Annotated in this window: 20 protein-coding genes; 8 read left to right on the forward strand and 12 right to left on the reverse strand. The window is 65.6% G+C overall.

Translation table 11 applies throughout. The features are described 5' to 3' along the window. Positions 1 to 188: 188 nt before the first annotated feature. From ACYQOP_RS04275 to ACYQOP_RS04285, 3 genes are all read left to right on the forward strand, one after another. Positions 189 to 1,136, forward strand: coding sequence for an MBL fold metallo-hydrolase (locus tag ACYQOP_RS04275; protein WP_461221305.1), 948 nt, complete (start codon positions 189 to 191; stop codon positions 1,134 to 1,136). A 311-nt stretch (positions 1,137 to 1,447) separates the two neighbouring features. Then, complete coding sequence (locus ACYQOP_RS04280; protein ID WP_461221306.1) at positions 1,448 to 2,206, forward strand: SDR family oxidoreductase; 759 nt, start codon at positions 1,448 to 1,450, stop codon at positions 2,204 to 2,206. 12 nt (positions 2,207 to 2,218) lie between these two features. After that, positions 2,219 to 2,659, forward strand: a complete 441-nt coding sequence (locus ACYQOP_RS04285; RefSeq protein ID WP_420604613.1) for a hypothetical protein — start codon at positions 2,219 to 2,221, stop codon at positions 2,657 to 2,659. A 3-nt stretch (positions 2,660 to 2,662) separates the two neighbouring features. Here ACYQOP_RS04285 and ACYQOP_RS04290 read toward each other — a convergent pair whose 3' ends face one another. Together ACYQOP_RS04290 and ACYQOP_RS04295 are read right to left on the reverse strand one after the other, a co-directional pair. Next, positions 2,663 to 3,562 (reverse strand): sigma-70 family RNA polymerase sigma factor, encoded by a 900-nt coding sequence (locus ACYQOP_RS04290; protein ID WP_311275913.1) that lies wholly within the window; start codon positions 3,560 to 3,562, stop codon positions 2,663 to 2,665. Then, positions 3,549 to 3,944 carry a hypothetical protein gene (locus tag ACYQOP_RS04295; protein ID WP_461221307.1) on the reverse strand — a complete coding sequence of 132 codons (396 nt, stop codon included), beginning with the start codon at positions 3,942 to 3,944 and terminating at the stop codon, positions 3,549 to 3,551. The genes ACYQOP_RS04290 and ACYQOP_RS04295 overlap by 14 nt, the downstream gene beginning before the upstream one ends. Before the next feature lie 681 nt (positions 3,945 to 4,625). Between ACYQOP_RS04295 and ACYQOP_RS04300 the strand changes: the two genes are divergently transcribed. From ACYQOP_RS04300 to ACYQOP_RS04315, 4 genes are all read left to right on the forward strand, one after another. Then, a complete protein-coding gene (locus ACYQOP_RS04300; protein ID WP_461221308.1) occupies positions 4,626 to 5,171 on the forward strand; it encodes an RNA polymerase sigma factor in 546 nt (181 codons plus the stop codon). Between the two features lie 210 nt (positions 5,172 to 5,381). Next, the gene (locus tag ACYQOP_RS04305; RefSeq protein ID WP_461221309.1) at positions 5,382 to 6,386 is read left to right on the forward strand and encodes a FecR family protein; all 1,005 of its coding nucleotides are present in this window, start codon (positions 5,382 to 5,384) and stop codon (positions 6,384 to 6,386) included. Positions 6,387 to 6,469: 83 nt separating this feature from the next. Beyond that, positions 6,470 to 9,040: a TonB-dependent siderophore receptor gene (locus tag ACYQOP_RS04310; protein ID WP_461221310.1), complete on the forward strand. Its 2,571-nt coding sequence runs from the start codon at positions 6,470 to 6,472 to the stop codon at positions 9,038 to 9,040. Beyond that, positions 9,041 to 9,262 (forward strand): hypothetical protein, encoded by a 222-nt coding sequence (locus ACYQOP_RS04315; protein ID WP_461221311.1) that lies wholly within the window; start codon positions 9,041 to 9,043, stop codon positions 9,260 to 9,262. It begins immediately after the preceding gene. Between the two features lie 723 nt (positions 9,263 to 9,985). Here ACYQOP_RS04315 and ACYQOP_RS04320 read toward each other — a convergent pair. Further along, positions 9,986 to 10,975, reverse strand: a complete 990-nt coding sequence (locus ACYQOP_RS04320) for a zinc-dependent alcohol dehydrogenase family protein (RefSeq protein ID WP_461221312.1) — start codon at positions 10,973 to 10,975, stop codon at positions 9,986 to 9,988. Positions 10,976 to 11,101: 126 nt separating this feature from the next. Between ACYQOP_RS04320 and ACYQOP_RS04325 the strand changes: the two genes are divergently transcribed. Then, complete coding sequence (locus ACYQOP_RS04325; protein ID WP_461221313.1) at positions 11,102 to 11,986, forward strand: LysR family transcriptional regulator; 885 nt, start codon at positions 11,102 to 11,104, stop codon at positions 11,984 to 11,986. 266 nt (positions 11,987 to 12,252) lie between these two features. On the opposite strand, the gene ACYQOP_RS04330 is transcribed toward ACYQOP_RS04325, so the two are convergent. From ACYQOP_RS04330 to ACYQOP_RS04370, 9 genes are all read right to left on the reverse strand, one after another. Continuing rightward, positions 12,253 to 13,005 carry a TerC family protein gene (locus ACYQOP_RS04330; protein ID WP_461221314.1) on the reverse strand — a complete coding sequence of 251 codons (753 nt, stop codon included), beginning with the start codon at positions 13,003 to 13,005 and terminating at the stop codon, positions 12,253 to 12,255. 150 nt (positions 13,006 to 13,155) lie between these two features. Then, entirely contained in the window at positions 13,156 to 14,127 is a 972-nt protein-coding gene (locus tag ACYQOP_RS04335) for a tripartite tricarboxylate transporter substrate-binding protein (protein ID WP_461221315.1), read from the reverse strand. A 66-nt stretch (positions 14,128 to 14,193) separates the two neighbouring features. Continuing rightward, positions 14,194 to 15,699, reverse strand: coding sequence for a tripartite tricarboxylate transporter permease (locus ACYQOP_RS04340; RefSeq protein WP_461221316.1), 1,506 nt, complete (start codon positions 15,697 to 15,699; stop codon positions 14,194 to 14,196). A 15-nt stretch (positions 15,700 to 15,714) separates the two neighbouring features. Continuing rightward, on the reverse strand, positions 15,715 to 16,380 hold the full coding sequence (locus ACYQOP_RS04345) for a tripartite tricarboxylate transporter TctB family protein (RefSeq protein ID WP_461221317.1): 666 nt from the start codon (positions 16,378 to 16,380) through the stop codon (positions 15,715 to 15,717). A 710-nt stretch (positions 16,381 to 17,090) separates the two neighbouring features. After that, positions 17,091 to 18,224, reverse strand: coding sequence for an FAD-dependent monooxygenase (locus ACYQOP_RS04350; RefSeq protein WP_461221318.1), 1,134 nt, complete (start codon positions 18,222 to 18,224; stop codon positions 17,091 to 17,093). A gap of 144 nt (positions 18,225 to 18,368) precedes the next feature. Further along, the gene (locus ACYQOP_RS04355) at positions 18,369 to 18,782 is read right to left on the reverse strand and encodes a DoxX family protein (protein WP_461221320.1); all 414 of its coding nucleotides are present in this window, start codon (positions 18,780 to 18,782) and stop codon (positions 18,369 to 18,371) included. Positions 18,783 to 19,032: 250 nt separating this feature from the next. Continuing rightward, positions 19,033 to 19,374, reverse strand: coding sequence for a hypothetical protein (locus tag ACYQOP_RS04360; RefSeq protein ID WP_461221321.1), 342 nt, complete (start codon positions 19,372 to 19,374; stop codon positions 19,033 to 19,035). Positions 19,375 to 19,477: 103 nt separating this feature from the next. Further along, positions 19,478 to 21,364, reverse strand: coding sequence for a CHASE2 domain-containing protein (locus tag ACYQOP_RS04365; RefSeq protein WP_461221322.1), 1,887 nt, complete (start codon positions 21,362 to 21,364; stop codon positions 19,478 to 19,480). Further along, complete coding sequence (locus tag ACYQOP_RS04370; protein ID WP_056428099.1) at positions 21,361 to 21,882, reverse strand: FecR domain-containing protein; 522 nt, start codon at positions 21,880 to 21,882, stop codon at positions 21,361 to 21,363. The genes ACYQOP_RS04365 and ACYQOP_RS04370 overlap by 4 nt, the downstream gene beginning before the upstream one ends. Between the last annotated feature and the right edge of the window lie 17 nt (positions 21,883 to 21,899).

Raw genomic sequence — 21,899 nt, forward strand, 5'->3', positions numbered from 1 at the left:
TATTGGTTGGAAGAGGGACCGTCCGTTCAGAGGAGAAGTATCGAGGAGAAGCGCTCATCCAGAAGCGATGAGTTCGAGGCCTCATCGATCATGTCACATCTGCCGACCCAGTCTCGTCCCTGTGGCATGACGCGCGTTTCGTGATCCTAACGAGCCAGATGCAAGCGCGTCCCACGAAAGGGATGACGATGACGACTGCAGTGACAACCAATACCGGACGAACCGATCCGGGATATGCTGGCGCTCCACCTGTGGGGGCTGAGGAGTTGGTGCCCTCGCGCTACGCGGTGCGGATCGGTGAGATCGACGTGCTGGTCGTCAGCGACGGAGTGCTGCCGCTCCCGACCAAGATGTTGGGACACAACGTCGAGGCTGCCGAGAGGGCGACTTGGCTGAACGACATGTTCCTGCCGCCGGACGCGTTCGACTGGTCGCTGAACGTGGTGGTTGTCCGCAGTGGCGGCCAGACCATTCTCATCGACGCCGGATTGGGGCTGGACCCGAACCTCAACCTGCCGCGGGCCGGGCAACTGGTCAGGCGATTGGAGGCCGCCGGTATTGATCTGGCGTCCGTGACCGACGTGGTGCTGACCCATATGCACATGGACCATGTCGGCGGGCTCCTCGTCGAGGGAGTGAAGGAGCGGCTGCGCCCGGACCTGCGGATCCATGTGGCGGCCGCCGAGGTCAAATTCTGGGAAGCGCCCGACTTTACTCATGTCGACATGCCACAGGGGTTCCCGGACGCGCTTCGGGCGGCCGCCAAGCGGTTCGCGCAGGTGTACCGCAGCCAGTTGCGGCTGTTCGATGAAGAGCACGAGGTCGCGGCGGGGGTGGTCGTCCATCGCACCGGTGGCCACACTCCCGGGCACAGCGTGGTCCGCCTGGCATCCGGCGGCGACCGGCTGACATTCGCCGGCGACGCCGTGTTCACGGTCGGGTTCGAGCACCCAGACTGGCACAATGGCTTCGAACACGATCCCGAGGAGGCGGCTCGCGTTCGTGTCCGGCTTCTGCGGGAACTGGCGGCGACGGGCGAGCAATTGATCGCCACGCACCTGCCGTTCCCTTCCGTCGGTCGAGTCGCGGTCGATGGCAACGCCTTTCGGTGGGTTCCCGTGTTCTGGGACTACTGAAGGCATGGGGTCAGTGCCGACCCGGTCGTCCGTTCGAACCGGGGTTCGCGCACGCATGATTCATCGGCAATCGCCGCTCCTCGGGATCCGTCCCGAGGAGCGGTTTCCATGGGATCACGCCGTCCCGGCACGCCCGAACCGGGACGGCTTTTCTCCGAGGCCGCGCCCGTCGCGAGCATCCCACATGGCGAGCCCTCGCCGGTCCCGAGTCGGACGCATCGATCGTCCGCGCCGATGTCACACCGCGAGGGGCATTCCTCGTCATGACGGCGACCGGTCCCGATGGGACTGGAGACAAGATGGAGCGTCACATGAAGATCGTCGTCATCGGCGGCACGGGGCTGATCGGCTCGCAGGTCGTCACCATTCTCAAAACCGCCGGCCATCAGGTCCTTGCGGCCTCGCCGAATACGGGTGTCAACGCCGTCACGGGCGAAGGCCTCGCGGATGCGTTGCGGGGCGCCGGCGTGGTGGTCGATGTCGCCAACTCACCGTCCTTCGCCGACGACGCGGCGATGGACTTCTTCGTTCGTGCCGGACGGAACCTCGCGGAGGCCGAGAAGAATGCCGGCGTCTCCCACCATGTCGCGCTCTCGGTCGTCGGGACCGAACTCTTGCTCGACAGCGGCTACTTCCGCGCCAAGCTCGCCCAGGAAGAACTGATCGCCTCGGCGGGCGTGCCGTGGACGCTTGTCCGTGCCACGCAGTTCTTCGAATTCGTCGCGGCGATTGCGGAGGCCGCCATTGACGACGACGTTGCGCGCGTCACCTCCGCGTCGATCCAGCCGATCGCATCGGCCGATGTGGCCGCGAAGGTCGCCGAGTTTGCCCTGGCGCCACCCCGGAACGGCATGATCGAGATCGCCGGCCCTGACCGGCTGCCGATGGCCGAATTGGTGAAGCATCACTTCGACGGCATCGGCGAGACACGCGACGTCATCACGGACGACACCGCACCGTATTTCGGGGTGGTCCTTGGAGGGCCTTGGCTGACGCCCACCGGGGACGCGTGGCTTTCGCAGCGGCGCTACGGCGACTGGCTGGCGGCGCAGCCGAAGCGCGTGGCCTGAGGCTCCCCGCCGGTGGATGCGGCCTATATCTCGGCGCTGTCCGCGCTTGCGGGGTCGGCCATCGGCGCGATGGCCTCCTTCGCGACCACATGGTTGACGCAGCACAGCCAGGAGCGCGCGACGCTCCTGGTGCAGGACCGCGCGCGACGGGAGGCACTCTACGGCGAGTTCATCCGCGAGGCCTCGACCCTGTTCGGCGACGCCTTCGAGCATGACCTCGACGACCCGGCCAAGCTGGTCAACCTCTATGCCATCGTGAACAAGATCCGGCTCTTCGGAGAGCCAGAGACACTCGAAGAGGCCGAGCGTGTCATGCAGCGCATCGGCGAGACCTATTTCGCTCCCAACAAGGATCTCGCCGCCTTCTCGGACATCCGCCATGCCAGGGACCTCGATCCGCTCTGCGCGTTCTCGATCGTCTGCCGCAAGGAACTGGCAATTGCCCGCCGTTGAGTCTCAGTGAGACACCGGCGCACCCGGCATTCCTCCGAACCGCATGGCCATCCGCTGGAGCTTGTCCGGATTGCGGGTGAAGTAGATGCCGACGATCAGTCCGGCCTGAATATCCAGGGCGACGGTCTGGAGCATTCCGCCCGGCTCCAGGCTGACATAGCCCGGCAGGCCATCGATCCAGAGGTCCTGCAGCTTTTGGGCATGCTGGATCCACGATTTTCGCGCGGCGCCCTCGAACATGCGCGTGACCTTGTCGATGCCGACGATGGGCCGCGGGAATGCGTGCACCTTCCCGCCGCCGTCCGAGTGCACGACGACGGCATCGGCGAGCATGCTGCGCAGGGCCGCGACGTCGCCTGTCGCCGATGCCTCGAAGAAAGCTTTCGCGATCCGCGTACCCTCCTCCCTCTCGACCGGAAAGCGCGGGCGGGCGGACTGTACGTGCTTCCTGGCCCTCGCGGCGAGTTGACGAACCGCCGGCGGCTCACGCCGGAGCGTGACCGCGACGTCCGCGAGCGGAACCGCGAAGACATCGTGCAGGAGAAACGCGGCCCGCTCCAGCGGCGAGAGCCGCTCCAGGGCCAACATCAGCGTGAGTGTCAGGTCGTCGCCCGGGTCTTCGTCCGGGGCCATGGCGACGGGCTCGGGCAACCAAGTCCCGAAATAGGTCTCGCGCCGTACCCGCGCGGATTTCATGACGTCCAGGCAGAGCCGCGTGACCGTGCGTGACAGGAAGGCACCGGCCGAGCCGACCTCGGCATGGTCGACGCGCCGCCAGCGGAGCCAGGCGTCCTGTACGACATCCTCGGCCTCGCCGATGGACCCGAGCATGCGGTAGGCGAGCCGGACGAGCCGCACCCGCTCCTGCTCGAAGACGAGGGTCGGATCGTCAATGGTCGGCATGGCGGAACGACCAGATGCTGAGGGCGACCGCAATAAGCGCAGGAAGTGTCACCGCGGGGAAGTCGCGAGGCAGAACCTCCGGTCCGCAAATGCCGACGGCCACCTCCCAGACATGGAACAGCGCATGGCCCGAGAGCCAAGTCGCACCCATGGTCCAGAGCAGGACACGCGAGCCGGGTCTCACGACACCGTACACAAATCCCGACCCGATCAGCACGAAGATCAGGCCGATATCTCGCAGGAAGTGCTGATTGAACGGGCCTGTCGAAGTCACGCCCGGCACGGCGAAATACCAAACCTCGGGTGCGGCGAGCATGGAGAGGCCGTTGCCGATCAATCCTGCGCCAAGAAGGCCAGCCAGCAGCCGAATAGCTTTGATCATCGCATTCTCCCCACGTAATTGGTCAGTGTGGGTGACGACGCGCCAAGGCCGGATGTGACATGGGATGGGTCTTATCTCGACGCTTTCATCGACGCCTTCGGTCTTGCACGGCGCACCTCACTGAATTCGAGTCGGCTGCGCTGATGTTCGAGTGTCGGGAAGTTTGAGCGTGCCGCGAAGAGATTCGGCCGCTGTAGCGCGGACATGATCGCGTTGGTTTCGACCAGTGATTTCGATCGTTCCTGCAATGTCGGCAGGGGCAATGCGGCATCGAAGCAGTGTGAGGCATCCGGTTGAAAGGACGCCTCACCGCAGCCTGTTTCGACGCACGACGAACGGGCAATGGAGTTGGGCTGGACGGGGATCTGCCTCCGAGAAGTGGGCGCAGGAGGTAAGGCGATGCGTCACTGTATGACATCACTCGGGGACACACGGAGTAATCGCCACAAATCCATTTGCGCTCCGTACAATGAGCCTCCTCGGTGAGACGATCGAGGAGCGCATCGATGTCGTAGCTGCGTACGCTCCCTGTATGGCTTCGGATCGATTATTTCATTGTATCAATTCTAATATTGATCACATCACTGCTCTGCGTGAATTGCCTCTTGTGTGTGTATCGGAATTTTGCAATCCGATCCTTTACGCGCATCTGTTCCAGGATGCTTTAACTCGGCACTCGAAATGCTCCGCGTTTCCCGAACGCAGTCCGAACAGGAGTCCCGACTAGGCATACTTTATCGCACCCATCGCGAGGCACTTTTGCGGTTTCTCGGTCGGAAGGTGGGTGTTCACGAAGCCTCCGATCTCGCGCACGAGACGTTTCTTCGGGTGGCCCATGTCGCCCTGGACGATCCCCCGCTGCAGAACGAACGCGCATTCCTATTCAAGGTCGCGGCGAACTTGGCGATCGATCATCGGCGAGCCGAGGCACGTCGGGCACGCCTGCTCAGCGCGGAGGACATTGCCGCCCATCTTTCGGTGCCGGATGACGCACCGGGACCGGACCGGGATGCCAAGGCACGTGCCGATCTCCGCCGTCTGACACAGGCGCTGTCCGAGTTGCCGCCTCGCCGGGCGACCGCGTTCCGTCTCAGCCGGATCGAGGGCATGAGCCATGCGGCCATAGCCACGCATCTCGGTGTTTCGCTCCGCACGGTCGAATCGGAGGTTCGGATGGCACTGGACCATTGCGCCGAGCGCCTACGGATCGGTCACCATGGACGCTGATTGCGGGGCGGCACGGGCGGAGGCGTCTTCCATCGTAACGGCCCGCAACCGAGGGCCTGTGTTGCAGAGTCATGCCAATAACCGGCGAAGGCTCCGAGCATCCGGTCGGATAGGCTGTCTAAGCCGTCGCTCCGGGAGAGTAGCCCTTGCACGCCACAGTCTGGGAATGCTCTTGCGGCGTGTCCACGAGGAGAAGGCACGAAGGCTATGATGGCCGGGGATCACGACCGGGAACTCGGATCCGGCGACGCGGCGGCCGTCGAACGGGAGGCTCGTGCCTGGATCGTGCGGTTGACGTCCGGGACGGCAACGCATGCCGATGCGGAGGCCCTTACCGCCTGGCGCACGCGGCCCGAGCACGATGCCGCTTTCATCGCGGCCTCAAAGCTGTGGCGCCAAGCCGGTATCGCGCTCCCGAAGCAGGTCGCCCCTGCCCTTGTCCGCGAGGCACCACGTGACATCGCCCGTCGCCGGATACTCCGGGGTGCGGGGCTGGGCATCGCCTCGGCCTCCATCGCCGCGAGTGGGGCTGCCCTCCTGGCGAACTGGCCCGAACTGAGCGCGGATTTCCGAACCGGCACCGGAGAGGTGCGGACGATCGATCTGCCAGGAGGGGTCCGGATCGAGCTTGATGCCGAAACCGCCCTCGATTCCGGGACGGCTGAACCCGGCACTTTCGTCCTGCATGCGGGGGCCGTCGCCGTCACGGTCCCCGCCAATGCGCGTCCGATCTCCCTGACGGTCGGTCCGGCGCATGTGGCCACGCGTCCCGGAATGGCGACGGAGTTCGTCGTTCGCTGCCGTCCGGCCGAGGGGCTCACCGGCTGGACCGGCGGGACGGACGCCGAACTCTCCTGCCTCTCGGGCTCTGTCGAAGTGGTGGCGGAACCGGGCGCGCCGCCGACGGTGCTGGCCGCCGGCCAGGGGGTCGGCACGAAGCGTGGGGCGCGGGACATTCATTCCATCGACACGGCGACGACAGCGGCGTGGCGACGCGGCCTTCTCGTCTTCCGCGACACGCCGTTGTCTCAGGTCGTCAATGATCTCAACCGCTATCGCCCCGGTCGGATCGTGTTGGGCAGTTCGGCGGCTTCAATCCGGCGGGTGACGGGCATCTTCCACCTGTCGCGTCCGGAGGAGGCACTCACGAACATCCGCACCGCCCTCGCTCTCTCCGAATTCAGGCTCGGCGACCGGCTCGTCATCCTGCGCTGACCCGTCACGGACTTTTCTTGCGGGGTGACGGGCTCCGCAGCGTCTCAGGAATCAGGCGGGCGATCACGACCCGTCGCACAGCGGTGGCAAGCCGCCTTGAGACGATGGGGCTGATGACGGTGCGGCGTAGCAGACAAGACCGGGGACGGGACCAGTACCGGATGGCCATTGGATTGAGCGGTCTCGCGACATTGGTCGCCGCCATGCCGGCTCCGACTTCGGCGGCGATCGAGCATGCCGGCCCGGCTGCAACGATGGGTCGATTACATCTCGTTCAGTCATCGGCACTCATGCCGGCCCAGGACGCGGCGATCGACTTCGCCCTTCCCGCCATGCCCCTCGACGAAGCGCTCGCGGCCTATGGCGCGGCCAGTGGCGTTCAGTTGATCTATGACAGCAGCGCCACCCAATATCTGCGCTCGGTCGCGGTCGTTGGACGCTACGACCGTGCCGAAGGGTTGCGCCGGCTCCTGGCCGGCACGGGACTGACGCCCCAGTTCACCGCCGAGCGATCCGCCACCCTCCTGCGCGTGGTGGCACAGGCCGGTATCGTCGCCCCGGATCAGGCCGGGGCCGTTGCCCTCGACATGCTGGAGGTGTCGGGCGAGAACGCCATCGGTCCCGTCCACGGCTATGTCGCCCGCCGCAGCGCAACCGCGACCAAAACCGGAACGCCGATCCTGGAGACCCCTCAGGCCATCAACGTGGTTGGGCGGAAGGAGATCGAGGACCGTCAGGCCCAGAGCGTCAGTCAGGCCCTGCTCTACACGCCCGGCGTGATGAACCAGTACGGCACGGATGTGCGCTATGATTGGCTCTACGTCCGCGGCTTCGTGCCGGGCCGCTACCTCGATGGATTGCGGTTGCCCTTCGGAGCCCGGGGCTACTCGCAACCGCGTGTCGAATCCTATGGTCTCGAGCGTGTCGAGTTGCTGAAGGGGCCATCGTCGGGACTGTATGGTCAGAATTCCCCAGGGGGCCTGCTCAACCTCGTGAGCAAACGCCCGACGGCGACACCTCTGCGCGAAATCCAACTCCAGACCGGCAGTTTCGGGCGTGCGCAAGCCGCCTTCGACCTGTCCGGGCCCATCGATCCTGAGGGCAAGATCCTCTATCGGCTGACCGGTCTGGCCCGCACCACGGGAACGCAACTCGACTATCTCGAGGAAGACCGCGTCTTCATCGCGCCGAGCCTCACCCTGCGGCCGGATGCCGATACGTCCCTGACGATCCTGTCACAATATCTCAACATCGATTCGCCCGGCGGGGGAGCGCCTCAGGGCCTGCCCGCCCTGGGCACACTCTACGCGAACCCGAAGGGCCGCATCCCTACGAAACGCTTCATCGGAGAGCCGAATTACGACCGGTTCAAACTGCAGCAAGGCTTCATCGGATACGCGTTCGAACATCGCTTCAACGACGTCTGGACCGTCCGGCAGAACCTGCGTTACTCGCATGTCGACGCCAATACCCAGCGTGTGCAGGCAATCGGCCTCGGCGCCGATAACAGCACGCTCTCCCGCTACGCCTGGGCCTTCCCGGAGCGGTCGGACCTGTTCAACATCGACAACCAGGCCGAAGCCCGCTTCTCCACCGGCCCCTTCGCGCATACGCTTCTCCTCGGCGCGGACTACCTGCGCGAGGACGCCCGGTACGATGAGTCCCAGCTACGGATCGTGCCATCCGTCGACGTGTTCGCCCCGGTCTATGCAGGCACGGTCACACGTCCCCCGCTCGGTACGCGGATCACCCAGGGACGAAACCAGACCGGACTCTACGCGCAGGACGAGATCCGCTTCGGCGGCTTCCGCCTGACCGTCAGCGGGCGTCAGGACTGGGCCGACGCGGTGACCCGCACGACGAATGCCGCGACCGGCGCACTCACGCGAGTGAAACAGGATGACGCTGCTTTCACGGGCCGCGTCGGGCTGAGCTATCTGCTGGACGGCGGATTGGCCCCTTACATCAGCTACGCCACTTCGTTCCAGCCCACGGCCGGGACGGACCGCGCCGGTCAGCCCTTCGCACCGACGGAGGGTGAGCAGATCGAAGGCGGCATCAAGTTTCAGCCGCCCGGTACGAACCTCCTGATGACGGGAACGGTATTCGATCTGACGCAGAAGAACGTTCTGACACCGGACCCGACGGATTTCCGGTTCAATGCACAGACCGGCGAGGCCCGTGTCCGCGGCGTGGAACTGGAGGTCAAGGCAAGCCTGACCGAGAGTCTCGACCTGATCGCCTCCTACGCCGCCATGAACAGCGAGATCACCAAGGCGAATGCGAACGCGGCCGGGGCAAGCATCATCGGGAACGAACTCCCCTTCGTGCCCCAGCACCAGGCATCGGCTTGGCTCGACTACACCTTCCGAACGGGCGATTGGGCCGGGCTCGGTCTCGGGGCAGGCGTGCGCTACATCGGCGCCTCGGTGGGGGACAACGCCAACTTCTATCATATCCCGGTCGTCACCCTGGTCGATGCGGCCATTCGGTATGATTTCGGCTACCGCTATCCAGCGCTGAAAGGCGTGGATCTCGCCGTCAATGCGACGAACCTGTTCGATAAGACCTACGTATCGACCTGCATCGCCGCGACCGGCTGCTTCTACGGCAATCGTCAAACCGTCCTGGCGACGCTGCGCTACCGTTGGTGAATGGCTGAAGAGGACTCAGTCCCAAGCAAAACGGTATTGCCGATTTGCTTTGGACTTATCAAATTTTGCCTGCTGGCTGAATTTGAACATTTTGACGAAAGCGCAAAGATTATCTGCTTTGCGCTATTCCTTTGGCAAATCGCGGCAATCTGCGTTGCTGCACGCCATCATATCGGCATCCCCGCGGCCGAATATCCCTCGCCATTGTTCAATGATGCCTGAACGTTGCAGTCGTTGGCCTGTATAGGAAACGAAGCGGCGAGGAACCATTTCGCACACGATGCGATCGTCGGCGCAGGCCCCGTTTGCGTAGGCCGGCGGGACGTAGGCGACGCCAGCCTTCCCAGACATCGTAATGCGCTGCCACCAAGACAGCGCGACTTAGAAGTCGGTCCGCTCGGTAGTGAAGTACTGGCCATTTTCGACGGTGCTAGGATGCGCCGCCCAACTTGAACATGGGAGTATCCCCCGTAATCGGCACCATTGCGCCACGGCCTGCCCCATCTGGCGGCCCAAGTACAAAGTTAGCGCATCAGCGGCCGTGTGACGATGGCGGAGCGAGCGAACGGCGCTGAGCTGCTTGGCTCTGCTGACCAGATGACGACCTCTGGCGCTGGCGGGTGGCAGCCGACCGACGAGCGGGGACGGATGCTGTTGTAGCGCCTCCGTCATAGCTCGATCACGAGGCTGGCCTCCTTGAGTAATCGGCAGATGAATAAGCTGGCAGAACGAGCCCGGGCCGAATTGGGCTGCTGGATGGTTAGCCCAGTCGTCGCAATCATCCTGGACGTCCGCAAGCGGACGCGTCCCCCATAGGCGGCCCTACCGAGCCCTCGCGCCGCGGCTAGAGCTGCGCCCGACCACGTTGGGTCGGGACACATCTCTAAGCCTCTGTTTGCCGCGCTCTTTTTCGCCGAACCGGCATCCACTTCGGCGGAGAGCGCTCTAGACCGTAACGACGATCTTTCCGATCTGCTCGTTGCTTTCCATGAACCGATGCGCCTCGGCGATGCCATCGAGTTTGAAGGTTTTCGCGATGACTGGCTTGAGTACCCCTGACGCGAGGCCCTCGACGATATACACTTTGGCCTTCCGAAGACGCTCCGGGTCCTGGGTGATCTCGAAGAGTTGGTAGCCGCGCACGGTGAGGTTCTTGCCGAGCAGCGACAGGACCGGGATCGTGATGGGCGTGGTGTCGAGCGCGCCGTACTGAAAGAAGATCCCGAGGGAGCTCAACGCCTCAAGGATCTTGCCGACCTCCGGTCCGCCGGCCGGGTCGAAGGCGACGCGAGCGCCCTTGCCGTCCGTGATCCGCCTCACCTCGGCGACGAGGTCCTGCTCCTCCGTGGCGATGACATGGGCGGCACCATGGGCCAGGAGTTCGTCGCGCTTGTTGCTGCGCCGGGTCAACGCAACGGGGATGGCGCCAAGCGCCTTTGTGATCTGAATGGCGGCGAGCCCGACGCTGCTGGACGCAGCGCGGATCAGCACCGTCTCGCCGGCCTTCACGTCCGCGATGTCGATCAGCGCGCCATAGGCGGTCGTGAACATCATCCAGGCGGCGGCCGCCTCCTCCCAGGACAGCGTCTCCGGGTGCTTCACTACACCGGTGGCCGGTGCGTTCACGAGTTCGCCGTGCAGGCCGTACTGCCCCAGCATGAAGCAGGGAATTACGCTGACGGCATCGCCCAGCGCGAGGTCATCGACGTCCGGTCCGAGAGCTTCAACGGTGCCGGCGGCCTCGTACCCGAGGATGGCCGGGAAGGTCGGCTCGGTGACGTACTGGCCGGTCCGGAACATCACCTCCGCGCGGTTCAAACCCATCGCCTTGACCCGGATCTGGACCTCGCCGGCCTTCGGCGCCGGTACCGCCACGTCCTCGACCTTGAGGACTTCGGGGCCCCCGATTTCATGGAAGCGTACGATGCGCGTCATGGGTCGTTTCCTGTCGTGGGCGCCATTCCCGCGGATCGCGGATGGGCTGGTGTCTCGAACCTAAGGACGCGCGACTGCTGCGATAACCTGCTAGTTTCTGCGCGCGGTGATGAATGAAAGTGAACAATGCGCGCGAGCGAGCTCGGTGAGATGTCGACCTTCCTGGCAGTCGCGAAGCATCGCAGCTTCCGGAAAGCCGCAACCGAGCGCGGCGTCGCTTCCTCCGCTGTCAGCCATGCAATCCGCAGCCTCGAGGAACGCATAGGCGTTCGGTTGCTACAGCGCACGACCCGATCCGTTGCTTTGACCGACGCAGGCGAACGCTTTCTCGCCGAACTCGCACCCGCCTTCGACCAGATCGCGAGGGCTCAGGAGAGCCTGAACACCTTCCGGGAGACGCCGTTCGGCATGGTCAGGATCAACCTGCCCACCTCGATTGCCCCCTTCCTGCTGCGCGACGTCCTGGTTCCGCTGACCGAGGGAAATCCGGGTCTGCACCTCGACGTCGTGTCCACAGACCGCTTGGTCGACATCGTCGAGGAAGGTTTTGACGCCGGCATCCGGTTCGGCGAAGTGCTATCCCGCGACATGGTTGCCATCCGGATTGGCCCGGTGCAGCGTCTCGTCGTGGTGGCTTCGCCGGATTACCTGAGCAAAAACTCTCGTCCAGAGCATCCACGGGAACTCGCACGGCATACCGGCATCCGATACCGCTTCCCCAGTGGCAAGATGTTCAACTGGCGGTTCGAGCGCGACGGCGAGGCCATCGAGGTCGAGGTCGATGGTCCTATCACCCTCGACGACCAGCAACTGATGATCGAGGTGGCCGCCAAGGGAGGCGGCCTCGCCTACGTCTGGGAGGATCGCGCCAGGCCGCACCTCGACGCCGGGACACTGGTCCTATGCCTGGAGGAATGGTGCCCCGTGAAGGGAGACCTGTTCCTCTACTATCCAAGCCGACGGCATGTCTCCGGAGGTCTCAGGGTCTTGATCGACCGCATGCGCATCTGATCGAACGATAGCGGACTGACGGCAAACCACCCGACCTTACCATTGAGCGAACCGGCGGTTGGTGATTGAAAACAACAACACCCCGCCCAAGCTGGTGACGTTGACCACCTGAGTTACCGTAGCCTTTGCCTTACGGCCAAACGCATCAGCCCTGCCCCTTGAAGACGAGGCTTTTCTCATATCGGGGATCTGTCCTGCTGACGCCGGAGACAGTCGTGCGATGCACCGGAGAGGTGACGCGAAGCTCTTTCTTTCTCGTGCTTCTTTCAAGTCCCGAGCATGTCCGCCTCTGCCCTGCCCACGGCCGCTGCCTGTTGCTGCGCGACGGCCCTGTCGGATCTGCGCTTGAGACGGAGGCCGATGGCAATGACGAGGGTAGCGCCGAGCACACCTGTCGCGTGCGGGACCAAGCCCTGCAGGGTTGGGGGCATGAGCGCGACCATGTGCTCTTGAACGAGCCGATCCGTCGCGATCATCTCGCCGGCCACCCAACCCAACAGCCCGCCGCCGAACCAAATCAGGATCGGGAACCGGTCGATCAGCCGGGTGATCAGGCTGGCGCCGACCACAAGCAGCGGTACCGAGAGGGCCAGGCCGATAATGAAGAGTTCGTCGTGTCCCTTGGCGGCGCCTGCCACCGCGACGACGTTGTCGAAGCTCATCACGGCGTCGGCCACCACGATGGTCCAGATCGCCTTGGGCAGGCTGGAATGCTCCTTGATGGCGCTCTCATCTTCCTCCTCGCCGCGCACGAGCTTGACCGCGATATGCAGCAGGATGAGGCCACCGGCCACCTTCAGCAGGGGCACCGCCAGCAACTGCGAGATGATGACGGCGAAGACGATCCGCAGCAGAGCCGCCGCGAAAGCGCCCGCGAACACGCCGATCCGACGCTGCCGCTCGGGCAGGCCGCGGCAGGCCATGGCAATGACCACCGCATTGTCGCCCGACAGGATGATGTCGATCCAGACGATCTGCAGGAGCGACAACAGGAAGGAGGAGGTGAGGTAGGATTCCACGTCGAAAACGCCTCTGCTGCTCCGGCTCAGCGAAGCGATCGAGCACTCGGCAGGTGCCCATTGTCCCGCCTGCACGTGCGCGGGCGGGCACCTCGGATTGTCGCCAGAGCCGGCAATCCCCCCAAGGGGATACCGGCTCTGATCGCGGGTTCAGGGATTGGCTTCGACGGCGGAGCGGAGCACGGGGGTCCACCGCGCCACCTCGCGTTCGACAAGCGCCTGCAGAGCGTCCGGGCCGGCCTCGGCATCCTTCGGCACCGTGCCGCCGAGATCGAGGATGCGCTTCGTCGTGCCCGGGTCCTTGAGTGCCGTCGCGAGAGCCGCCACGAGCTTGGCCCGGACATCCGCCGGCAGGCCTTTCGGCGCGAACACGGCGTTCCAGGCGCTGACCTCGTAGCCGGGCAGGCCGGCCTCCTTCGTCGTCGGCACGTCGGGCAGGCTCGGGGAGCGCTCGGGCGTCGCGATGGCATAGGCCTTGATCGTGCCGCCGGCGATCTGCGGGGCGACGTTGACGATCTGATCCGTCATGAAGTCGACCTGGTTCGCCATCAGGTCGTTCAGCGCAGGCCCCGTGCCGCGATAGACGACGAGCGTGGGTTTGGCGCCGGTGAGCGAGTTGAAGAGCACGCCCGTTGAATGCGAAACCGAGCCGACGCCCGCATGGGCCTGGTTTATCGAGGGGCCGCCCGCCTTGATCGCCTCGATGAAGGCTTTGAGGTCCTGCGCCGGGAAGCCCTTCTTGGCGACGATGACGATCGGCGTGCCGGCGGCGAGGCCGATGGGATCGAAGCTCTTGGCCGGATCGTATTTCAGGCCCTTGAACAGGGCCGGTGCCGCGCCGTGCGTGCCCATGTGGCCCATCATGATGGTGTAGCCGTCGGGCGAGGCCTGTGATGCACGGGTGATGCCCGTGGTGCCGCCGGCCCCGGTGACGTTCTCGATGACGACCTGCTGGCCGAGCGCGCGGGACATGGGTTCGGCGACGATCCGCGCCACCACGTCGGTCGGTCCACCGGCCGCGAAAGGCACCACCATGGTGATCGGACGCTGGGGATAGGTATCGGCTGCAGCGCTGACGGCGGCGAGCGCCGACAGGAGGCCGATGGCGAGAGCCCTTCTCATGTTCCTCATCCTTTTCGTTTCTGGTTATCGTGTCCGCCGTCGAAGGACGCCGGGGCGTCCGCGCCGTCAGGCCTCTGTGAACACCTCGTCGCGGCTTCGCCGCAGCGACGGCAGCAGCGCCGCCGCCAGGATGGTGAAGGCGACGAGGAACAGCACCGCGCTGACCGGGCGCTCGAGGAACACCAGGGCGTCGCCGCGCGACAGGGTGAGGGCTCGGCGCAGGTATTCCTCCATCAGCTTGCCCAGGACGAAGCCGAGTAGCAGCGGCGCGGGCTCGAAGCCGAACTTGATCAGCCCGTATCCGAACACTCCGAAGGCCGCGATCAGCATCACATCGGTGGGCAGCGAGTTGATCGAGTAGATGCCGATCGAGCAGAACATCAGGATCGCGGGGAACATCAACCGGTAGGGCACCTTCAACAGGCGCACCCAGATGCCGACGAGAGGCAGGTTGATAACGAGGAGCATGAGGTTGCCGATCCACATCGACGCGATCATGCCCCAGAACAGGTTGGGGTTCTTGGTCATCACGCCGGGGCCCGGAACGATGCCGTGGATCGTCATCGCGCCGACCATCAGCGCCATCACGGCGTTCGGCGGAATGCCGAGGGTAAGGAGCGGGATGAAGGCCGTCTGAGCTCCGGCATTGTTGGCGCTCTCCGGACCAGCGACCCCTTCGATGGCGCCGCGCCCGAAACGGCTCGGATCGCGAGCGAGCCGCTTCTCGATCGTGTAGGAGGCGAAGGGGCCGAGGACGGCGCCATTGCCAGGCAGGATGCCCAGGATCGACCCGATCGCCGTCCCACGCAGAGCCGAGGGTGCGGCCTGCCGAAGGTCCGCGAGACTGGGCAGCAGGCGGCCGATCCGCGCCCGGGCGATCTCACGGGTCTCGGTCTGGTCGAGGTTGCGCAGGATCTCGGCGACCCCGAACAGGCCCATCGCCAGGACCGAGAAATCGACGCCGTCAGTGAGGAAGACGAGGCCGAAGGTCATGCGCTCCTGGCCGGTCTCGAGGTCGGTGCCCGCGGCGGCGAGCAGGATTCCGACCAGGATCATGGCCACGGCCTTGAGCACGGAGCCGTGCGCGAGGACGACGGCGAAGGCGAGCCCCATCACCATCAGGGCGAAGTACTCCGCAGGCCCGAAGATCAGCGCGAGGCGCGTCAGCGGTGCGCCGAGCGCCGCGATCAGCAGCGTGGCGACGGTGCCGGCAAAGAACGAGCCGATGGCGGCGATGCCGAGGGCTACTCCGGCCCGCCCCTGACGGGCCATCTGGTGCCCGTCGAGGGTGGTGACGACCGACGTCGCCTCACCGGGGATGTTGACCAGGATCGCGGTGGTGGAGCCGCCGTATTGCGCCCCGTAATAGATCCCCGCGAGCATGATCAGGGCGCCGACGGGATCGAGCCCAAAGGTGATCGGCAGGAGCATCGCGATGGTGGCGATCGGGCCGACGCCGGGCAGCACGCCGATCAGGGTGCCGACGAGACAGCCCAAGAAGCACAGCGTCACGTTCTGCAGGCTCAGCGCGACGGCAAAGCCGAGGCCGAGATTGGCGAGGAGATCCGTCACGTGCCGCGCTCCCGATCAGGTCGACATCGTGTGCGGCGCGACGTCGATCCGACCTCGGTGGGTGGAGCGGCGCTGCATGGCGAGCAGGCCGAGTCCCGCCAGGGCGAGGGCGCCGGCCCCGAGCCTCAGCATCACGCGCGATGGGATCGTGCCGCTCGCCGCCTCGATGAGGACGGTGGGAAAGATGGGGATGGGCAGGTTGAGCAGGTCCCCGAACAGCATCATGCAACCGGCGGTGAGAAGCAGGGCCAGGATCAGAAGTTCGCGAAATCGCGCTTCGGGTGTGGCGTAGCCCCCGATGATCACCGCGAGCGGTCCCGCGATGATCAGGCCGAGGCCGGGACCGGCGACGGGGCCGAGGGAGAAGGGACGGATCGTGACCGCGAAGGCGAGGATCGCCAGCACGACGGTGACTGGGCCGCGCAAGCCGAAGGTCTGGAGGCCAGCGCCTTCACGGACGAGCCCCGTCAAGGCCAGCACGCCGCCGCAGATGGCGACACCGATCGCGACCCAGTGCGGCAGCATGCCCGGCCCCATGGACCCGAGGGTGCCCCGTGGCAGATCGCTTGCGGCCCAGATGCCAAACATCCCGAGCAGAACCAGCGCGATGCCGGCCACGAAGCTCTGCGGCGCACGCACGATGGACCTTGTCCGCCGCACGCCGTCGGATGCGTCACTCATCGTTTCTCCCCTACGCGCGCCGCCTTCGTTCTTCGGGCGGTCGTCACAGCGATGTTCAGATCAGATGTGTTCCGACGAAGCGTATCCTCGAGGACGACCTCCGCGCGGCCTGGGCAGCTAACGCTTTCGCTCACACAGAAAAGATAGACCTAAAATCATAGGATCGCCCCTATTGATCGTTGTCAAGAGGCTATGCCCTGAACCGAAACCTCTAAAAGTGGCCATGCGTTAACAATCAACTTGTTTTGCAATCCGATCTCGCAGGGTGAAGCTACGCGGCAGGGCGCTCTTTAATCCATGCTCACCGAAAATTTTCGAGCAAGCGGGCTTCGTTCAACTGCGACCGCTTCTCGACCCGATGGTTCGGCGAAGTCCGCAAAGCAGTCGGATTGCGAAACACCATCGTCGGGTCGGTCGGAAACTGCGGCTACAGGTTTCCTTCCGCAACCGATCCATCCGGACACTCACTCCAGCCTTCGGGCCATCGTTTTTCCATGAACGGTCCTTCTCGTGCGAGCCGAGCCATGCGCCGTCTAGCGTGGCTCATCCCCGCATAGGATCGGCATTGCCTGGTTCGCACCGATCACGGTCGTTAGCGAGCCGGCATATTCGTCTGTCCCGAGGACCAGCGTCTGGGAACGTTCTCCTGGTTCCCGCGGTCGGGGGTACGACCCCTCATCAGGGGAAGGATGGGATCGCCGGAGCCAGCCTCAGGCTGACACTGGGGTGCGAAGCGGGGAGTACGTGGCACGGTAGCTGCGCGGGCCGATCACGGGAAGCAGGAGGTTTCTGGCCCAGCCCGGCATCCGCGCGGTGCGGGACAGGCGATCGGTCATGGCCTGGACATGGGCCACGCGAGGCCGGCGCAACGCTTCGTAGTGTGCACCCACCGTGCCCCAGTCCGTTCTCTCCGCCAGCAGAGCGCTCAGCACGAGCGCGTCTTCCAGGGCAAGGGCGGCGCCCTGGGCCCAGACCGGCGCGGTCGCGTGCGCGGCATCTCCGACCAGCACCACCCGGTCCCGGTTCCAGCTCGAAACCCGAACCTCTTCGAGGGGGGAGTGATAGAGCCCGCCCGGCTCGGCCAGAACCACATCGAGGGTGTCGCGGACGAGACGCGGGAACGACGCGAAGGCAGCGCGCGAGGCGGCCAAGTCCCGCCCCTGTCCGGCAGCCTTGACGACGGAGACCCAGCCATAGACCTCGCCCCGGCCGACGGGGATGAGCAGGAACAATCCGCCCGATCCCGCCCAGAGTGTCCAGGCGTCAAGGCCTGGATTCGGTGCCATGAAGCGCCAGCTCGCCGGGGCCAGCATCGCCGCGTCGGGCGCACGATCGCCGAACACGCTGCGTCGGACCCGCGAATGCACCCCGTCCGCGCCGACGACCAGCCCTCCGGTTTCGACACTTCCGTCCAGGCATTCGGCGGTGACACCGTGCGGCCCCTGCCTGACGGCGGCGACCTCGCATCCGCTTCGGATGTCGCCTGGCTCGAGGTCGAGCGTCAGAAGGCGCAGCAGGTCGGCGCGACGGAGACAATGAGGCCGTGCCGCCTCGCCCCAGAACGCCGTCTCGTCGACGGCGAAGAGGAGGCGCCCGCTCTCGGTACGGTATTCGCGCCGCTGAATGGGTGCGCCGACCCTGCGCAGGGCGTCGCCCAGGCCGAGTTGGCCGAGAGCCTGGACCGCATTGCCCGGCAGGTTGATGGCGAGGCCCGCATCCGCCGGCTCTCCACGCCGCTCCAGGGTGAGCGAAGGCAGCCCGCGCCGCCGCAGCGCCCGCCGCATGGCGAGGCCCGCGATGCCGCCACCGGCGATGAGAACTCGATCCTCTTCGTCTCTTGCCATACGACTTCGCTATCCTTTTCGCCTTTGCTCAATGCCAACGGGAAGGCTCGGCCAACGGGAAGGCTTGCGATCCTGCTTCTCGCGCAAGTGCATCAAGAACGGATGATGCGAAGCGCGCTCGGAAAAGACCAGATCAAGTCAAGATCAGGACCAGTGGCGGCGTTCGGGTCGCGACGCGTTCATCAAGGGCATGGCGGCAAACTCCGCATGACGGGCATAGGCGAGCCCGGCAAGCGCAATCAGCAGCACGAGCGGAGGAAGCATCGTCGCGGCAGGATCACCCGCAAACCAGTGGCTGCCGACGGCGCCGGCCATCAGGATCGCGAGCAGTGTCGCTCCGACTGCGGTGAAGCCGCGAACCCAGAGCAATACCGCGCCGAGCAGTTGCAGCGCCCCGATCACGTACATGAACCGGAGCGGGTAGCCGAAGCGCTCGAAGCCCGCGACCTCGAAGGGCAGTGCGGCAAACTTCATGCCGGCCGCAGCTGTGAAGGTGAGCGTCAGTATCGCGCGCGCAATGAAGCCGCTGAATGTCTTTCGATCCCATGTCTGTGCCATTGCGGTTCCCCTGTCTAAGTAGAGATGTCCCCGCCGAAACGGTGCCGGACCATGACCCAATTTGTTTTCAACGCGATGGCGTTGTCTTTCACGAGGCTCGCGAGATCTCCGCAACGGCCGAGGCCAGCGTGCCGATACGCGCCCCGTCGTCCCCGCAAGGCGTGATGCGGCGAAGAGAGTGTCCGGGCCGCCGCCGTGCGTACGGCGGCGGCCGTTCTACGGTTCCAAACCTGAAGAGCTTGGCGCCCGATCAGCCGCAGACGCGCTCGTAACCGTCGAACAAGGGCGTGTAGACGGTGCGGCAATCGCCGAAATCGGAGATGAGAAAGTAGCCGCTTGCGGGAGCGACCCAGGGGAGCCCGCCGAAGCGCTGGCGGAACCCGCGGTGGTAGAAACGTCGATCATGCCCGAACCGCCCGTACCCGAACCGCCCGTGCCCGAACCCGCGGTGACCGAAGCCTCCATGATGGCCGAAGCCGCCGTGAAAGCCGCCGTGTCTGAACCCGCGGGCATCCGCACTGAGACTACCGGCAGCCAAAGTCGCGAGCGCGAGACCGGCTGCAATCATCATCTTCGTCGAATTTGTCTTCATCGTGCTTCTCCCTGTTGGGGTGGAAGCACTCTGCCCTCGATGATGATTGATCTCTGTGATCTGGGTCACGAATACCTGAGTGTTCGCCTCGACTCGAAGAATATCACGGCGGAGGTGGATCGTGCCGCAGCCAAACCTCTATCGGCTGAGCGCGTCCACGGATGGCCGCAATCTGTTGCTCGTCGAAAATGTCATCCGGTGTATCGATGCCGGCGGCTTTCAGCAGATCGGCGCTCGCGGCGAGGCGCGACGTTCTCTCGGAGGCCACTGCGAGCAGGCGGCTCGCGACGTTGACCGTATCGCCTGTCGCCGTGATGTGCTGATTGGTGTCGCTTCCGAGGCGCGAGAGAATGACCGGCCCGTAATGCGCGCCGATGCGCACATCGAGCGCGCGTCCTGCGCCTGCCAGCTCAAGGTCGCGTGCGATCCAATCCCGGGTGCGGCGGATGAGGTCTTCGGTTGCCCGCACGGCGTTTTCCGCTCGCGCCGGATCGGGGTCCAATGCGCCGAACACGACCATCGCGCCGTCGCCCATGAAGTTGACGACGAGACCTCCGTGTGAAGAAGCCGTCTCGTCCACGAGATCGTGGAACGTCTTGAGGATCGTGCGTGTGCGCACCGGGCCAAGGCGCTCGCTCTGGCGGGTGAATCCGGTGAGATCGATGAAGAGCACCGGGATCTCGCGCGCCAGGGGCTCAGCCAGATAAGTCGGGTCCCAGGCGAGGCGATCCGCGAGGGCCGCGGGTTGAAGCTGACGCAGGGCCTGCTCCGATTGCGCCAGCCGCACGCCTCGGTGGCGATCCAGTATCTGCCGCGCCACCGCACACAGAAGCATCGGCAGTCCGGCCGCTGCGACCGGCAGGGCGGCGCTCAACCAGATGCCATGGCTGAAGGCGACGGTGCCCACGGCAAACCACGCAGCCAGCAAGATCAGCACGAGAGTGGTCGCCGGGCCAGGCGGCGCCAGCGCGATCAGAAGCACGGCGGCGCCCGCGAGAGTCACGGCCGCCAGGGCGTCGAGCCGCCGCACGCGGGCATCGCGCGCCAGGACGTCCCCCGTGGTCAGGTGGGCGATGCCGGTCGCCAGCAGTTCGACGCCGGGCATCACCGGATCGAACGCCGTGGCAAAGGTGTCGCTGCCTCCGAGTGCCGTCGCGCCGATCACGACGATGCGGTCGCTCAGAGATGCCACCGCTGCCGTACCATCCAGGAGCGCGGCGGCGCTGAGGGTCCGGATCGTGCGCCGCGGCCCATAGGGACGAAGAGGAAGATGATAGCCGAGATCGAGCGGGATGACGTTAGAGCCGATCCGGACCTGTCCCTCGCCCAGGACCGGATCCGTCCGCGCTGCCAGGGCCGCCGCGCGCAGGACGAAAGCCGTGGCCACGCCCTCATCCGTCATCGCAACCAGGGGAAGGTGCCGCGGCACGCCCGCAGCGTCTTCGGACACATTGACGATCCCCGACAGCGCGGTCGCGCCGATCCCCGGTATCGGCCGGTGCACGGCGGTGGCGACCGGGATACCGTCCTCGTTCGTCACCTCGTTGAAAACGGCCGCCGCCGCCAACACGGCGGGCACCTTGGCAAGGGCAGCGGCGAGGGCACGATCCGCCTCCGGCTGGCGCCCGTCTTCCAGGAACAGAACATCCACGGCGAGCGCGCGCGGGCGGGCGGCGGCGATCGTCTCGATCAGCCGCGCCATCGTCGCGCGCGAGACGGGGAAGCCTCCGTCCCGGCGGACGATGTCGTCGTCGATGGCGACGATCGCGATCTCTTCGGGGGGCGCGCGCCGACCGGCCAGCCGCATGCGCAGGTCCGTCATGGCCGCCTCGAGGTGGTCGAGAGGCGTTGCCCGTCCGGCGATGTGCAGATGGGCGAGCCAGCCGCTCCAGCCAAAAGCGGTCACCAACGCAAGGAGGACGAAGCGCCGAGTCACGCGACCGCGGTTCGAGATCGGCTCACGCCCCTGCATCAGGCCCGCTGCTTTCACTGCCCGAAGCGTTCCAGCAAACCTCTGACGCGTTCCTGCGGCCACCGCCGCACGTCCAGGGGCCCCTGGTCCCCGTCGACATCGACGCCCTCACCCGGGGCCAGCGTGACGGAAACGCCCGGCGCGTTACGACGTGCGACGACGACATGGCCGCGAGCCACGAACACCGCCGTTTTGGCGTCGGTCACATCGACGGCGTAGACCGTGCCGCGCACGGAGGCAATCGCGTGGGGCGTGAGGATCTGGAAGCCGCCCTTCCGGGGACGCGAACGGGGCGGCAGGGTCACCAGAACGGCGCGGCCGCCGATCTCGGCGCCTTCCAGTTGCCCGTCGCCGTTCCGATCGATCGGCCGCAGCGTGGCCGACCGCTCGGTTTCCAGTGAAAGACCATCCGTGCAATGCAGGACCCGCAGGGGCGGATCGAAGCGTGTCGTTTCCGTGCAGCGCGTTTGGGCAAGGGCGATACCGGGGACGATGCTGGCCGCGAGTGCCGCCGCGACTCGTGCCGGGTTTTTCATGGGTTGGATCCCTTCTG

This window comes from Methylobacterium sp. CM6247 (genome assembly GCF_054817925.1).

What these genes read in the sequence shown, in the direction of transcription:
- ACYQOP_RS04275 (WP_461221305.1), top strand. Translation starts at nt 189, where the DNA reads ATGACGACTGCAGTGACAACCAATACCGGACGAACCGATCCGGGATAT.
- ACYQOP_RS04280 (WP_461221306.1), top strand. Translation starts at nt 1,448, where the DNA reads ATGAAGATCGTCGTCATCGGCGGCACGGGGCTGATCGGCTCGCAGGTC.
- ACYQOP_RS04290 (WP_311275913.1), bottom strand. Translation starts at nt 3,562, where the DNA reads ATGCCGACCATTGACGATCCGACCCTCGTCTTCGAGCAGGAGCGGGTG.
- ACYQOP_RS04295 (WP_461221307.1), bottom strand. Translation starts at nt 3,944, where the DNA reads ATGATCAAAGCTATTCGGCTGCTGGCTGGCCTTCTTGGCGCAGGATTG.
- ACYQOP_RS04300 (WP_461221308.1), top strand. Translation starts at nt 4,626, where the DNA reads ATGCTCCGCGTTTCCCGAACGCAGTCCGAACAGGAGTCCCGACTAGGC.
- ACYQOP_RS04305 (WP_461221309.1), top strand. Translation starts at nt 5,382, where the DNA reads ATGGCCGGGGATCACGACCGGGAACTCGGATCCGGCGACGCGGCGGCC.
- ACYQOP_RS04315 (WP_461221311.1), top strand. Translation starts at nt 9,041, where the DNA reads ATGGCTGAAGAGGACTCAGTCCCAAGCAAAACGGTATTGCCGATTTGC.
- ACYQOP_RS04320 (WP_461221312.1), bottom strand. Translation starts at nt 10,975, where the DNA reads ATGACGCGCATCGTACGCTTCCATGAAATCGGGGGCCCCGAAGTCCTC.
- ACYQOP_RS04325 (WP_461221313.1), top strand. Translation starts at nt 11,102, where the DNA reads ATGCGCGCGAGCGAGCTCGGTGAGATGTCGACCTTCCTGGCAGTCGCG.
- ACYQOP_RS04335 (WP_461221315.1), bottom strand. Translation starts at nt 14,127, where the DNA reads ATGAGAAGGGCTCTCGCCATCGGCCTCCTGTCGGCGCTCGCCGCCGTC.
- ACYQOP_RS04345 (WP_461221317.1), bottom strand. Translation starts at nt 16,380, where the DNA reads ATGAGTGACGCATCCGACGGCGTGCGGCGGACAAGGTCCATCGTGCGT.
- ACYQOP_RS04350 (WP_461221318.1), bottom strand. Translation starts at nt 18,224, where the DNA reads ATGGCAAGAGACGAAGAGGATCGAGTTCTCATCGCCGGTGGCGGCATC.
- ACYQOP_RS04355 (WP_461221320.1), bottom strand. Translation starts at nt 18,782, where the DNA reads ATGGCACAGACATGGGATCGAAAGACATTCAGCGGCTTCATTGCGCGC.
- ACYQOP_RS04360 (WP_461221321.1), bottom strand. Translation starts at nt 19,374, where the DNA reads ATGAAGACAAATTCGACGAAGATGATGATTGCAGCCGGTCTCGCGCTC.
- ACYQOP_RS04370 (WP_056428099.1), bottom strand. Translation starts at nt 21,882, where the DNA reads ATGAAAAACCCGGCACGAGTCGCGGCGGCACTCGCGGCCAGCATCGTC.